Origin of the sequence: Novosphingobium sp. (assembly GCF_036820275.1) — a bacterium.
Classification (GTDB): domain Bacteria; phylum Pseudomonadota; class Alphaproteobacteria; order Sphingomonadales; family Sphingomonadaceae; genus Novosphingobium.
Genome location: NZ_DAISLT010000022.1, coordinates 79,574 through 94,020, shown reverse-complemented (window position 1 = coordinate 94,020; position 14,447 = coordinate 79,574). Strand labels below are relative to the sequence as shown.

Here is a 14,447-nt window from a genome sequence, read left to right as displayed (position 1 = left end):
ATCGACGACAACGTGCCCGTCACCGAGAGCTTCCGCCTTGCCAAGGCCCTGATCGATGCCGGCCGCGACGTCGACATGGTGGTCGTGCCCAACGCCACGCATAACGTCTATCGCCCCTTCTTCTGGAAGAAGCTGCGCGACTACTTCACCCAGTACCTGCTCGGCGAAACGCCGCCTGCGCTCGGCCCCGTGACGGCGGCCACATCTGCTGCCCCGGCAGCCAACAAGTAATCCCTGCGAGGACCTGAAATGAAGCGTCTCCTGAAGCCCCTGCCGCTCGTCGCCCTGGTGCTCGGCACTCTCCCGGCCATGCTGCCGACGACCGTGGCCTATGCCGAGGAAGGCGAAGCGCAGAAGCCGAAGCCGGTCTATCCGCCGATCAGCAAGACCGAAATGCAGACCCCGGCCTTCGATCTCGCACTTCGCGCAGATACGCAGACGCTCGCCCACCTCTCGCCCAAGGGCAACACCGCCTTCGACTTCGTTCCCGCCGGCCGCGAACCGGAACGCGCGGGCGACGGCTACGTCCACATCGGCGACATCCACATCCGCCTGAAAACGGCCGGTTCCGACTGGCAGGACTTCTCCTCGGCCCACGCCCGCAAGCAGATCGCGGCGCTGGCAGGCGGCAACGGCGTGCTCGCCGCTGCCGACATCACCGCCTCCATGGGGGCCGGAATGCCGCTGCGCGTCGAGCGCCGCTGGGTGAACGAGGCAGGCGTCCTCGCCATGCGCTTCACCCTGGTCAACACCAGCAGCGCAGCCGTGGAGATCGGCGGCCTCGGCATGCCGATGGTGTTCGACAACATCATCCTCGACCGCGACCTCGACACGGCCCATGCCGAGGCGAGCTTCGTCGATCCCTATATCGGCCGTGACGCAGGCTATCTGCAGGTCACCCGTCTCAACGGCCAGGGTCCTGCCCTGCTGGTCCTGCCCGAGAAGGGCACCCCGCTCGAAGCCTATCGCCCGATCATCGAAGCGCGCGCAGCGAAGAACGGCGACATCTTCACCGACAGGAGCCAGCGCAGCCAGGTTTCGGAAGGCTTCTACGACTGGACCGTCGCCAGCAAGGGCTTTGCCGAGAAGGAATGGGCCAAGGCCGGCCAGCAGTGGAACGAACCGACCAGCATCACCCTCGCGCCGGGTGAAAGCCGCACGATCGGCCTGCGCTTCGTGACTGCGCCCGATATCCGCAAGATCGAGGATACGCTGGTCGCCAACAAGCGCCCCGTCGCGGTCGGCATCCCCGGCTATGTCGTGCCGACCGACCAGACCGCCAGCCTCTTCCTCAAGACGCCGAGCAAGGTCGCCAAGATCGAATCCTTCCCCGAAGGCGCGCTTACGGCGACTTCCGAGAAGTCGGGAACCGGCTGGGCCCGCTATCAGGTCAAGGCCTCGGGCTGGGGCCAGGCGCGCCTGACGGTGACATATGCCGACGGCCAGAAGCAGACCGTCAGCTACTACATCACCAAGCCGCTCGAACAGGTCATGGCGGACATCGGCCAGTTCACCACGACGAACCAGTGGTTCGAGGGCAAGGGCGACCCCTTCCACCGCAGCCCCGCGATCCTTTCCTACGACCGCGAGGACAACAAGATCCTCACGCAGGACGGCCGCGTCTGGGTCTCGGGCATGAGCGACGAAGGCGGCGCCGGTTCGTGGGTTGCCGCGATGATGAAGCAGCTCGACAATCCCAGCCCGGAAGAAGTCGCCAAGCTGGAGCGCCTCGTCAACGAGACCGTGCTCGGCACGCTTCAGGTCAAGGACGGCCCGCAGGCGGGCGCGGTCAAGAAGAGCATCTTCTACTACGATCCGGTAGAGTTCCCGAACTACTACGACCCCAAGATCAACTGGAAGAGCTGGACCGCCTGGTCGAAGAAGGATTCGGACGATCTCGGCCGTTCCTACAACTATCCGCACGTCGCGATCGGCCACTGGGTGCTCTACCGCCTCGCCCGCGACAACCAGGGGCTGGTTAAGCAGCACGACTGGAAGTTCTACCTCGAATGGGCCTATCGCACCTCGGTCGCGATGATGCGCGATGCGCCGTACTATGCGCAGTTCGGCCAGATGGAAGGCGACGTCTTCCTCGACATCCTGAAGGACCTCAAGCGCGAGGGGCTGACCGCCGAAGCCACCGAGATGGAGGGCCTGATGAAGGGCCGCGCCGATCACTGGCGCACGCTCAAGTTCCCGTTCGGCAGCGAGATGGCCTGGGATTCCACCGGCCAGCCCGAAGTCTACGCCTGGATGCGCTACTTCGGCTATCAGCCGCAGGCGGACGAGACGCGCGAGGTCATCCTCGCCTATGACCCGACCATCCCGAACTGGGGCTACAACGGCAATGCCCGCCGCTACTGGGACTTCCTCTACGGCGGCAAGGTCTCGCGCATCGAGCGGCAGATCCACCACTACGGCTCGGCGCTCAACGCGGTGCCGCTGTTCGACGCCTATCGCCAGAACCCCGGCGACCTGCACCTGCTGCGCGTCGCCTATGGCGGCATGATGGGCGGGATCACCAATATCGACCAGCAGGGCTTCGGCTCGGCCGCATTCCACTCCTGGCCCGACATGATGAAGTGGGACGCCATCACCGGCGACTACGGCATGGGCTTCTACGGCCATGCCATCACTTCGGCGACCTACATGGTGAGCGACCCGCAGTTCGGCTGGCTCGGCTTCGGCGGCGACCTGACGACCAAGGGCGGCAAGGTCCATATCGAACCAAAGGACGGCGCCCGTCGCCGTCTGTTCATCGCCCCCGCCGGTCTCTGGATCACGCTGGAGGCAGGCCGCATCAAGAGCGCGGATTACGACGCCAAGACCGGCAAGATCGTGCTCACGCTCGACCCGGCCTCGACCACCGCACCCACCGCCCGCCTGCTGTTCGAGACCACCACGGCCGGCGGCAAGACTTATGGCACGGACACCGGCACGGCGGATCGCGGCGGCTATGCCATCGCGCTCGGCACCGGCGAAACCGCCGTCACGCTCAGCCCGCGCTGATAATGAAAACCCTGCTTCAGGCTTCGGTGCTGGCACTAGCCATTCCGTCAGCACCGGCGCTTGCCTCCCCGGCCGCCCAATCCACACCGAGTGCGTCTTGTGCGGCCGGGGCGTGGCAGGTCGCAGCAACCGATCCGTCGGACGCGGCCAATTCCGCGCTGCCGCTCCAGATGGAAAGCGAACACTTCGCGCTCCACTGGAAGCCCGGCACGGTGGAGCCGGACGTCGCCAAGGCTGCCACGAAGCACCTCGAATATGTCTGGAACTATTTCCTCGGCACCCTGAAATTTCCCGAGCCTCATTGCGGTTCGGCGACGAAGTTCAAGGTCAATGCCTATATCGGCGTGGGCTACGGCCTGACCGGCGGCGCCGACGAACTCGGCCACATGGGCATGTGGATCGACCCCGGCGCGCTCAAGGATCGCTTCGGCCTCGCGCATGAACTGACCCACGCCTTGCAGGCCGCTACCGGTCGCCTGATGGACTCGCCCTTCACCGGCTGGCTGTTCGAAAGCCACGCCAACTGGATGACCGTGCAATTGCCGGAATTCCGCGAGAACACCCATTGCTCGGTGCTGCTCAAGCAGTACCCCCACCTCTATTACGGCTCGACCCGGACGCGCTACTGCAACTGGCAGTTCCTCGAATACCTCAAGGACACCAAGGGCTTCGAAGCGGTCAACGCGATCTGGCGCACCGCGCCCGGCAAGGACGACCCGGCGCGCCTCACCGCCGATCCCTTCAGCGTGCTTCAGCGCAACATGGGCTGGACGCAGGACCAGCTCAACGACACGTTCGGCGACTGGGCGCTCCACAACGCCAACTGGGACTACACGAACCCGGACGGCAGCGACCAGGGCCCGGTCTTCCGCCGCAACTACGGCACGTACGACCAGACCACTGACGCGGGCATCCTTTCCGCCACCGTGCTCGATCCCATCGACCTGAAGCGCCGCCGCTTTGCCGTGCCCGAGATGTGGGCGCCGCAGCGCTGGGGCTATAACGTGGTCAAGCTGCACCCCGACGCCGGGCGAGACCATGTGACCGTGACCTTCCGCGGCGTGGTCCAGCAGGCGAGCGCCGTCGCCTCACTGCCGGGACTGGCCGATGAACCGGAGACGATCCCGTCGCCCTCCTCGGACTGGCGCTGGGGTGTGGTCGCCGTCGGCGCGGACGGCAAGAGCCGCATGACCGCCCTCCAGCGCGGCGCGAAGGGGACGACTTCGATCGCGGTACACCCCGGCGATACCGGGCTCTACCTCGTCGTCATGGCCACGCCCTCCGAGATGCAGAAGATCCGCTGGGATCAGCCCTGGTATTCGATCTACCGCTATCCTTGGATGGTCGAGTTCGACGGCGCCCTCCCCGACGCGCCCGAGCCGATCCCCGGCGGCCATCGCCATCCCAACGGCGGCGGCTGGGTCGGCCCGCAGGCGAACGTGGCCGCGAGCGCCTATGTCGGCCCCTATGCCCGCGTGATCTCCGGCACCGTCTCCGGCAAGGCACGGATCGAGGATCACGCCGTGGTTCTGGACAAGGCCCAGGTGCTCGGCGACGCGGTGGTTTCCGGGCTGACCGTGCTGCGCGGCGATACCGTCATCAAGGACAAGGCCCATGCGGCTACCGCCATGCTTGCCTTGGGCGAATACGAACGGGGCATCGTTCTTTCGGGAACGGCCCGGAACATCGGCGACGTCGAGCAACGTGGCGGTTCCGCCTCAACCGGCGTATTCTATGGCTTCGTCGATCCGGGAACGGTCAAGGACGCCAAGCACGGCGCGGACCTCACCGCGCCGGTGCCCGAAGTCACCGCCAAACCGCGCTATCGCTGGATACCCTGAGAACCGGGAAGGCGCCCCGGAAACTGCCCCGGAAACTCCAACGTGACGCTCAGGCCCGGCCGGTTGTCGGCAAAGACGATCCGCGCACCATGGACCTGCGCGATCGCCGCGACCATGCTCAGCCCCAGCCCCTCGCCCGGCACGCCCGCCGAGCTTTCTGCGCGGTAGAACGGCTCCGTCACCCGCGCGAGATCGGCCGGGGCGAGGCCGGGGCCGTCGTCGGACACCGCCAGCAGCAGGTCTCCGCCCTGCCGTCCGGCCCGCACGTCCACCCGGCTCCCGTCCGGCACATGCTTGAGCGCATTGTCGAGCAGGTTGGACATGGCCTGGAACACCAGATCCAGATCGAGATCCGCCACCAGCGGCCGCCGCGCATCGAGCAGGAGGTCGATGCCGCGCCGCTCCGCTTCGGGCTGGTAGAATTCCACCACGTCCTCCAGCAGTTGCACGACATCGGTGCGCTGGATCTGCGCGGCGGCCCTGCCGCCTTCGAGCCGCGAAATGCGGATCAGCGCCGCGAAAATCTGCCGCAGCCGGTTCGCCTCGACGATAGCCTCGGAGACGGCACGACGGGCCCCGAAATTACAGTCCGGATCTTCACCGAGATCGTGTTCCAGCACTTCCAGCTTTCCGGCCAGGCGCGCCAGCGGCGTGCGCAGTTCATGCGCCACATTGTCCGACACCCGGCGGACCGCCTCGAACAGGCTCTCGATCCGCGAGAGCATCAGGTTGAGCGTGACGCCGAGACGGTCGAAGTCGTCGTTGGTGCCGCGCACCTGCACGCGGCCGGACAAGTCGCCCTCCATCACCTGGAGCGCGGTGGACGCCACCATGTCGATGCGCTTGCCGATTGCGCGGCTCATCAGCCACCCCCCGATCAGGCCCAGCGCCAGCGTGCCGCAAAGCAGCCAGATCGCGCCGGTGCGCAAGAGGTCCTCATCGTCGAGGATGTCCTGCACATCCCGCCCCACGATCAGGCGTCCGCCGTCCGGCATGGTCCGGTCGCGAACGATGGCCGAGTGGTCGATCTCGAAGCCGTCCACGAAACGGTCGGCCTCGATCACGGTAAGGTCCCTGCCGGGCTTCGGCGGCCAGCTCGGCAGATTGGCAGAGACGATCTCGCCGTCGGGCGCGACGAGGACGTGGAACGCGGCCCGCGCGGCTGACCGGTGTGCCCGCCGGTCCAGCGCGTCCTGCGCAGCGGCCATCCCGGACTTGCGGTAGATCGCGCCGATCTCGCCCGCCTCGGTTTCCACCCGCGCGCGAACCTCCGCCATCGGCCGCGTTACCCGCCACCAATAGCCTGCGCCGAACAGCACCGCGACCGACAGGCTGAACAACACCGCATAAGTCAGTGCCAGCCGGAACGAGAGGCTGCGCAAAAGGCGCGTCATCGCCGGGTCACTCCGCTCGCATGACGTAGCCGAGACCCCGGATCGTGTGGATCAGAGAAGTCTCATCGTCCTCGGTGATTTTCTGCCGCAGCTTCGAGATATGCTGGTCGATGATATTGGTCTGCGGGTCGAAATTGTAGTCCCAGACGTTTTCGAGCAGCATCGAGCGCGTGACCACCCGCCCGGCATTGCGCGCGAGATAGGCCAGGATGCGCAGCTCCCGCAGGGTCAGGTTGATGCGCCGCCCCGCGCGCGAGACGACATGGGCAACAAGATCGATCTCCAGGTCGCCCACCCGCAGGATGTCTCCCGGCTCAGCCACGGCGGCGTTGCGGCGACCGAGGCTGTCGACCCGCGCCAGCAGTTCGGACATGGCGAAAGGCTTGGCCATGTAGTCGTCCCCCCCCGCCCGCAGGCCGCGGACGCGTTCGTCCACGTCCCCCAGCGCGCTGACGATCAGGACCGGCGTGGTGTTCTCGGTGGCGCGCAGGGCCGCCAGCAGCTTGAGCCCGTCGAGCGAGGGCAACATGCGGTCCAGCACGATCACGTCGTAGGTCTCGCAAGTGGCCTGGATCAGCCCCTCGCGCCCGTCGCCGCGGTGATCGACGAGATGCCCGGCCTCGCGCAGACCCGCCGCGACGTGGGCGGCCAGGCTGGCATCGTCTTCGACAAGCAGGATCTGCATAAACTTCGGTCCCGGCACGGCATTACGGAAATAGGCGCGTCAAACAGCCCGCCCGTATCGATCCGCCGCTCGCACGTCGAGCGGCAGGCCGCCCGCAACATGGGCAAATCCAAATGTTTCCGCAATCCTGCCGAGACAAGGCTGCGGCATAGGCCGGAAATGACCGCGACCGTCACTGCTCCCCCGCACGCCCTTCCGGCCACGACCCTCAGAACGGCCGCACCGCGCCTGATCCACGTCCTGGCCGTCGGCGGCGCGCACCAATTGCCGCATATCGTGCCGGTCGCCTGCGAACTGGAACGGCGCCATCCCGGCAGCGTGACGGTCTTCGTGCCCAAGGCGGCCGACGCCGAGGCAGTCCGCGAACTTGCCGCAAAGATCGGCCTGCCCCTGCCCGCTCTCGTCGAGATGCGGCTGCCGTCGGCCCTCAAGGCCGTAATCCCCGGTTTCGCCCGCAAGCTGGCGCGGCTGGTCTACTGGTCCTCGCTGATCCGCGATGCCGAACTGGTCCTCTGCGCCGAACGCACATCGACCATTCTTGCACGGCTGTGGAAGCAGTGCCCCCCGCTCGTCCATATCCCGCACGGCGCGGGCGACCGCGCGGTCGGTTTCGAGAAGCGCTTCGAACTGTTCGAGCACGTGATCGTCGCCGGAAAGAAGGACCGAGACCGCCTGCTCGCCGCCGGTCTGGTGACGCCGGAAAACTGCACTGCCACCGGCCCGATCAAGCTGGCCGCCATGCTGCGTGCCGGTCTGAACCGCACGCCGCTGTTCGACAATGACCGCAAGACAGTGCTTTACAACCCGCATTTCACGGCGAAGCTCAATTCCTTCGACGCCTTCGCGAAGAAGCTGATCGACGCCGTGGTGCGGGACGGTCGCTACAACCTCGTCGTCGCCCCGCACGTCCGCATGGCGGCGGGCTTGTCCGCGCGCCAGCGCCGCGAGTGGGAAGCGCTTTCCGTGCCCGGCCAGGTGATCGTCGATCTCGGCTCGCCGCGCTGCAACGACATGACTTATACCTGCGCCGCCGATCTCTATCTCGGCGACGTGAGCAGCCAGGTCTACGAATTCCTGATCCGCCCGCGCCCGTGCCTCTTCGTCAACGCCCACGGCGCACAGTGGCAGGACAGCGAGGACTACGCGATGTGGCACTTCGGCGATGTCGTCACGCCCGACGCCGATCCGGTGGCCGCCATCGACCAAGCCTTCGCCGATCACCGCGCCTATGTCGCCTGGCAGAAGGAGCGCATGCGCTACGCGATCGGCGGACTCGACTGGAAGCCGGACGGCACGCCGTTTCTTGCCGGTGAGGACCCGATCCGCTTCGCCGCCGACATTGTCGCGCGCGTGGCCGGGTTACAGCCCGCCCGCGCCTGACTGGAGGCGGGGCGGGCCGAGAGGTGTGTGCCTTTCAGCTCATGCCGCCCATGGCGCGGACGTAAGCGACGTTCGCCCGCATCCGCGCGGTCTGGACGCCGATCCACGAGCGCTGCGCATCGAGCGCATCGGTCTGCGCGGTCACCACTTCGAGATAGTCCGAAGCGCCGTCCCGGTAGCGCGACAGCGCGATCTCGCTGGTGCGCTGGGCCGCCTGCGCGGCGTCGCGCTGCGCCGAGGCCTGGGTTTCGAGGTGATGCATCGCCGCGATCGCGTCTTCCACGTCCTGGAAGGCGCCGAGCACGGTGGAGCGATAGTTCGCCGCCACTTCTTCGTACTCCGCACGCGACATCTTCACCTGCGACTTGCGCGCGCCGCCATCGAACAGCGTCAGCAAGGCCGAGACGGGGCCGAGCGACCAGAACGTGTTGGGCGTGCTCAGCAGGTTGCCATGCGTGGTCTGCCAGCCCGCGCCGCCGCCAAGGCCGATCGAGGGGAACCAGGCCGCTTTCGCCACGCCGATGCGAGCATTGGCGGCAAAGACCCGGCGCTCCGCCGCAGCAATGTCGGGACGGCGCTGGAGCAGTTCCGAAGGCACGCCCACGGCGACGTCCGGCACGTCGAGCGGCTCGCTGCGCATCGGCAGCGAGAATTCCGCGGGCGTGGTGCCGATCAGCGCTGCCAGCTCATGCTCGGTCGCCGCGCGTTCGTTGGCGACGGCCGAGACTTGCGCCTTGGCATTGCCGAGCACGGTACGCGCGCGGTTGACGTCGATGCCCGAAGCGATGCCGCCCGAATGGCGCGCATCGGTGAGCTTGAGCGCACGTTCGAACGCCTCGACCGAACGGTTGAGCAGATCGGCCTGCACATCAAGGCCCCGCAGGCGCAAGTAGGCATCCGCCACCGAGGCCTGAAGGCTGAGACGCGCCGAGGCGAGATCACCGCTGGAGGCGACCGCTTCAGCATTGGCCGCCTTCACCGAATTGCGGACCCGGCCCCAGAGGTCGACTTCGTAGGACAGGCTGCCGCCGACCACGAAGTTGTTGTAGGTCCGCGCCGTGCCGGTCGAAAGCGGGCGGCCCGCCGAGACGCGATCCCGCGAAGCATCGCCGCTGACGCCGACCGTCGGATAGAGGTCGGAGGCAGCGACACCGGCAGAGGCGCGCGCCTGATCGTAACGGGCGAGCGCCGCAGCCAGCGTCGGGCTGGCGGCTTCGGCGCGCTTTTCCAGATCGTCGAGCGTCGGATCGCCGAACATCGACCACCAGTCACCGCGTGCCTCGGCATCGCGCGGGGCGGCCTGAGACCAGCCTTCGACTTCGCGGAAGGCCGGCGGCGCGGCGGTTTCGGGGGCGTGATAGTCGGGCGCCATCGAGCACCCGGCCACGGAACATCCGGCGAGCAGCAGCGCCGCGACTGCGCGCAGCCTAGCCGCCATGAGCCGCACCCTTTGCAGCCGCCGGAGCAGCGGGCTTCGGCGCGGTCTTCTGGATCTTCACCTGATCGCCGCTGCGCATCGAGTCCGGCGGACTGTCGACCACGCGGTCGCCCTGCTTGACACCGACCGAGACCACCACCGACTTGCCGAGATCGCGCGCGATCGTCACCGGGCGCACCGTCACGCGGTCGCCCGCGCCGACGACGGCCACGCTCGGCCCCTTGTCGGTATAGAGGATCGTGCTGCCCGGCAGGGTCAGGCCCTGGACGCCGCCCGCCACGTCGAAGTGCGTTTCCACGAAGGCGCCCGGCTTCAGCGAACCGTCGCTGTTGTCGGCCTGGACTTCGACGAGGACCGCGCCCGACTGGGCATCGACCGCGCCCGCACTGCGGGTGACGGTGCCGGGGAAAGTGCGGCCGGGGAATTCCGGCAGGGTCAGGTTGACGCCGACGCCCTGCTTGACCTGCGCCGAATAGATCTGCGGCACGCGCACGTAGATGCGCATGCGGTGCACGTCGGAAACGGTGAACAGCGGCTGCGCGGCGGCATTGCCCGCCACGACCAGCGCGCCGATCTGTGCCGAACGGCTGGTCACGACGCCCGAGAACGGCGCCGAGAGCCGGGTGAAGCCGCGTGTCGCCTCAAGCTCGCGCACACTGGCGAGCGCGGCATTGGCCAGCGCGGTCTTGGCGGCGAGATCGCCCGCCTTCTCGTCCACTTCCTGCTGCGAGACGGCGTCCTGCTTGAGCATGGCGCTCCAGCGCTTCGAGGTGGTGGCGGCAAGGCGCTGGTTGGCGAGCGCGGTCTGGTAGTCCGCCTTGGCCTGGGCGAGCTGCTGGTCGACTTCCGGCGCATCGAGCACGGCGAGCGTCTGTCCGGCTGCCACCCGGTCGCCGATGTCGGCCTGCCAGTTGCGGACATAGCCGTTGGTGCGGGCATAAATCGCCGCGCTGTTGAAGGCCTGCGCAGTGCCGGGCAGAGCCAGGCCGCCGGCATCGCCCGCACCCGTCGGAGACACGACCGCGACGGTCGGCACGGCGGCATCCTCGGCCACGGTTTCGAGATCGCGGGTGGCGCTGAGGCGGGTGGCGATACCCGCGCCGACCACGGCCAGCGCGATCACCGCCGCACCGATGCCGACGCGCTTCAGGGTGCGGGTCTGCGGGCCGGTCGGGTGAACGGCGGTTTCAGAGGTCGAATCATGCATGGGCGGCCTGCACTTCCTGGGGGGCTGCCTTCTCGCGGCGACGGCCGTGGACGAAGGCGAAGACGGTGGGAACGAAAAGAAGGGTTGCGATGGTGGCACAGATCAGGCCGCCGACGACGGCGCGGCCGAGCGGAGCGTTCTGCTCGCCGCCCTCGCCAAGGCCGAGCGCCATGGGGCCCATGCCGATGATCATCGCCAGCGCGGTCATGAGCACCGGGCGGAAGCGGACGAGGCCCGCCTCCATCGCCGCCTTCACCGGGTCTCCCAGCTCGGCCAGCTTTTCGCGGGCGAAGCTGACGACGAGGATCGAGTTGGCGGTGGCGACGCCCATACACATGATCGCACCTGTCAGAGCCGGAACCGACAGTGTAGTCCCGGTTGCGAAGAGCATCCAGACGATACCTGCAAGCGCGGCCGGAAGCGCGGTGATGATCACGAAGGGATCGAGCCAGGACTGGAAGTTCACCACGATCAGCAGGTAAATCAGCACGACCGCCGCCAGCAGGCCCCAGCCGAGGCCGGAGAAGGCGGTGTTCATCGTCTGGTACTGGCCGCGGATGGTGATCGTCGAACCCTTGGGCGCTTCGGCCTTCAGCGAGTCGATCGCCTTCTGCACGTCACCGGCCACGGCGCCGAGATCGCGACCCACCGGCGTACCGTAGATGTCGATGACCGGGGCGATGTTGTAGTGCGAGACGACCGGCGCGGTGGTCGAACGGTTCAGTGTCGCCAGCGCGCCCAGCGGCTGCGGACGGGTTCCGGCAGCGGCACCCGAAACCGGCAGGTTCGACAGCTTGCTGATCGAATCCACCGCATATTCCGGCGCCTGGGCAACGACCGAATATTGCACGCCGTTATCGGGGTTCACGAAGAACACCGGCGCGGTCTGCGACGTGCCTGCCAGCGAGTTGCCGAGGCTGGTCGTAACGTCACGCTCGGTGAGGCCGTACTGGCCCGCGCGGGCACGATCGACATCGACGTCGAGCTGCGGCGAGTTGGCGGGCTGCTGGAGCCGCATGTCGGCAAGGCCGGGGATGCGGGCCAGCTTGGCCATCAGCTTCTGGGCATAGACGCGCGAGGCGGCCAGGTCCTTGCCGGCGATCTGGACGTCGATCGGCGAAGGCGAGCCGAAGTTCAGGATCTGGCTGGTGATGTCGGCGGGCAGGAACGAGAACTGGGTGCCTGGGAACAGGCGCGGCAGTTCGCGGCGCAGCTTCTCGACATAACCGTCGGTTGCGGCATGCCCCTTGTTCAGGGTGATCAGCATGTCGCCGTCCTGCGGACCGATGGTGCCGCTGTTGTTGTAGACGGTGTTGATCGAGCTGACCGGAAGGCCGATGTTGTCGGTGATCGAACCCAGTTCGGACTTCGGGACGACCTTGCGCACTTCCGCAGCGATCCGCTGGAAGCGCAGCGCCGTCTCGTCGATGCGGGTGCCCACCGGCACGCGGACGTGCATGGCGATCTGGCCGGAGTCGACGGTCGGGAAGAAGTTGCTGCCGAGGAACGGCATCAGTCCGAACGAGACGACGACGACCGCCAGGAAGCCCATCATGAAGGCCTTCTGGCCGTTCAGCGCGCGGTGCAGGAGGCCGAGGTAGCCGTCACGCAGCTTCTCGAAGCGAGCCTCGAAACCACGCTGGAAGCGCACGAGGGGGTTTTGCGAATCCGGCGTCCCGGCGTTGTGCGGGTTCTCGCCGTGCGGCGCGTGCGGCTTCAGCAGGTACATCGCCAGGGTCGGCACCAGGGTACGCGACAGGACGAAGGAAGCGATCATCGCAAAGACCACCGACAGCGCCATCGGCACGAAGAGGTAGCCCGCGACGCCCGGCAGGAAGAACATCGGCACGAAGACGATGCAGATGCAGAGCAGCGAGACGAAGGCCGGGGTCACGATCTGGGCAGCGCCGTCGAGGATCGCCTCCATCACGCCCTTGCCCTGCTCGAGGTGCCAGTTGATGTTCTCGATCGTCACGGTCGCATCGTCGACGAGGATGCCGACCGCGAGCGCGAGACCTCCCAGCGTCATCACGTTCAGGGTCTGCCCGAAGATCGCGAGCATGGCGATCGCGGCAAGGACCGCGAGCGGGATCGACAGCGCGATGATGACCGTCGAACGCCAGGAGCCGAGGAACAGCAGGATCATCAGCGAGGTCAGCGCCGCAGCGATGGCGCCTTCGTGGATGACGCCGCTGACCGCCGCCTTCACGAACAGCGACTGGTCGCCGACCGGCAGGATCTTGAGGCTGGCCGGCAGGGTTTCCGCGATCTTGGGAAGGGCCGCCTTGACGCCTTCGACGATCGAGAGCGTCGAGGTCGCACCGTTCTTGAGCACGGTCAGCAGGGCCGAGCGGCTGCCTTCGACGTGCACCACGTTCTGCTGCTGGGCGCTGCCGTCGCGAACATAGGCAACGTCGCGCATGTAGATGGTTGCGCCGTTGACGACCTTCACGGGAAGGTTGTTGAGGGCCTCGATCGAATCCGGCGTGTTGTTCAGGCGCACCGAGTACTGGGTCTCGCCGATCTTGACGAAACCGGCGGGGTTGATCTGGTTCTGCGAGGCGATGGCATTGCCGACGTCGACCGCCGAAAGCCCCTTGGACTGGAGCGCCTGGGGATCGAGGTCGATCTGCACCTGGCGCTGGCGGCCGCCCGAAGGGAACGGCATCGCCAGGCCCGGAATGGTGACGAGACCGGTACGGATCTGGTTCTGGCCGATGTCGAACAGCTGCTGCTCGGTCATGCCCTCGCCCGACAGCGCAAGCTGGAGGATCGGCACGGTCGAGGCGCTGTAGTTCAGGATCAGCGGCGGCGTGATGCCGGGCGGCATCTGGCGCAGCACCGTCTGCGACACCGAAGTGACCTGCGCGGTGGCGGTGCGAATGTCGGCGCCGGGCTGGAAATAGATCTTGACGATGCCGGTGCCCTGGAGCGACTGGCTCTCGATATGCTCGATATCGTTGACCGTGGTGGTCAGCACGCGCTCATAGGGCGTGACGATACGATCCGTCATGTCCTGCGGCGCGAGACCCGCATAGGTCCAGGCGACGGCGATGACCGGCACCTTGATTTCGGGGAAAATGTCCACCGGCGTTCGAAACGCCGCAAGCAGACCGCCGATGGCGATGAGGATGGCCATGACGATGAAGGTCAGGGGGCGGTGCAGCGCGGTCTTGACGATACCTAGCATCGAGTACTCCATAGGCCGCCCGGCACGCAGGCGCGCGCGCAGGACAGGCGAATTCCTCTCCGGTTCATTTTTTGGTTGGGTTTCCGCCGCTGCTACCCTCTGCTGCGCGAGGCACCAGAAACGGACGGGAAATCCTGAAGGAATAGTTCAGCCCCTAACGACCCGTACCCCGTTAGAAAAATGCGCTATATGGAATACTCTCATGAATCTATTTCATGATTGTTTCCGGTCAATGTCCAGCCGATCGTCAGGAGATGCGGTTCCGGTGGCGAATCCGGGCGTTACAGACGATGGCCGCCGGAG

Annotated in this window: 9 protein-coding genes; 4 read left to right on the top strand and 5 right to left on the bottom strand. The window is 66.9% G+C overall.

Features of this window, described 5'->3' with window-relative positions:
• The 3 genes from V7066_RS17270 to V7066_RS17260 form a co-directional block, all read left to right on the top strand.
• Nucleotides 1–231 (top strand): alpha/beta hydrolase family protein (locus V7066_RS17270; RefSeq protein WP_334184222.1); only part of this gene is annotated, 231 nt, incomplete at its 5' end.
• An 18-nt stretch (nt 232–249) separates the two neighbouring features.
• The gene (locus tag V7066_RS17265) at nt 250–3,009 is read left to right on the top strand and encodes a DUF5695 domain-containing protein (RefSeq protein ID WP_334184221.1); all 2,760 of its coding nucleotides are present in this window, start codon (nt 250–252) and stop codon (nt 3,007–3,009) included.
• Nucleotides 3,010–3,011: 2 nt separating this feature from the next.
• Entirely contained in the window at nt 3,012–4,850 is a 1,839-nt protein-coding gene (locus V7066_RS17260) for an Svx/AvrXca family virulence/avirulence protein (RefSeq protein ID WP_334184220.1), read from the top strand.
• Here the strand turns inward: V7066_RS17260 and V7066_RS17255 are convergent.
• Together V7066_RS17255 and V7066_RS17250 are read right to left on the bottom strand one after the other, a co-directional pair.
• Nucleotides 4,832–6,244 (bottom strand): sensor histidine kinase, encoded by a 1,413-nt coding sequence (locus tag V7066_RS17255; protein ID WP_334184219.1) that lies wholly within the window; start codon nt 6,242–6,244, stop codon nt 4,832–4,834. The two genes, V7066_RS17260 and V7066_RS17255, sit on opposite strands and share 19 nt — an antisense overlap.
• A 7-nt stretch (nt 6,245–6,251) precedes the next feature.
• The gene (locus V7066_RS17250; protein WP_334184218.1) at nt 6,252–6,929 is read right to left on the bottom strand and encodes a response regulator transcription factor; all 678 of its coding nucleotides are present in this window, start codon (nt 6,927–6,929) and stop codon (nt 6,252–6,254) included.
• 159 nt (nt 6,930–7,088) lie between these two features.
• On the opposite strand from V7066_RS17250, the gene V7066_RS17245 reads away from it, so the two are divergent.
• On the top strand, nt 7,089–8,309 hold the full coding sequence (locus tag V7066_RS17245) for a glycosyl transferase (protein WP_334184217.1): 1,221 nt from the start codon (nt 7,089–7,091) through the stop codon (nt 8,307–8,309).
• Nucleotides 8,310–8,343: 34 nt separating this feature from the next.
• Here the strand turns inward: V7066_RS17245 and V7066_RS17240 are convergent, their stop codons facing one another.
• Genes V7066_RS17240 through V7066_RS17230 form a run of 3 tightly spaced genes read right to left on the bottom strand, consistent with a single transcriptional unit; the run spans nt 8,344 to nt 14,144 of the window.
• Nucleotides 8,344–9,747, bottom strand: a complete 1,404-nt coding sequence (locus tag V7066_RS17240) for an efflux transporter outer membrane subunit (protein WP_334184216.1) — start codon at nt 9,745–9,747, stop codon at nt 8,344–8,346.
• The gene (locus V7066_RS17235) at nt 9,737–10,954 is read right to left on the bottom strand and encodes an efflux RND transporter periplasmic adaptor subunit (RefSeq protein ID WP_334184215.1); all 1,218 of its coding nucleotides are present in this window, start codon (nt 10,952–10,954) and stop codon (nt 9,737–9,739) included. Before V7066_RS17235 ends, V7066_RS17240 begins: the two co-directional genes overlap by 11 nt.
• Nucleotides 10,947–14,144: an efflux RND transporter permease subunit gene (locus V7066_RS17230; protein WP_334184214.1), complete on the bottom strand. Its 3,198-nt coding sequence runs from the start codon at nt 14,142–14,144 to the stop codon at nt 10,947–10,949. Before V7066_RS17230 ends, V7066_RS17235 begins: the two co-directional genes overlap by 8 nt.
• Nucleotides 14,145–14,447: the final 303 nt, after the last annotated feature.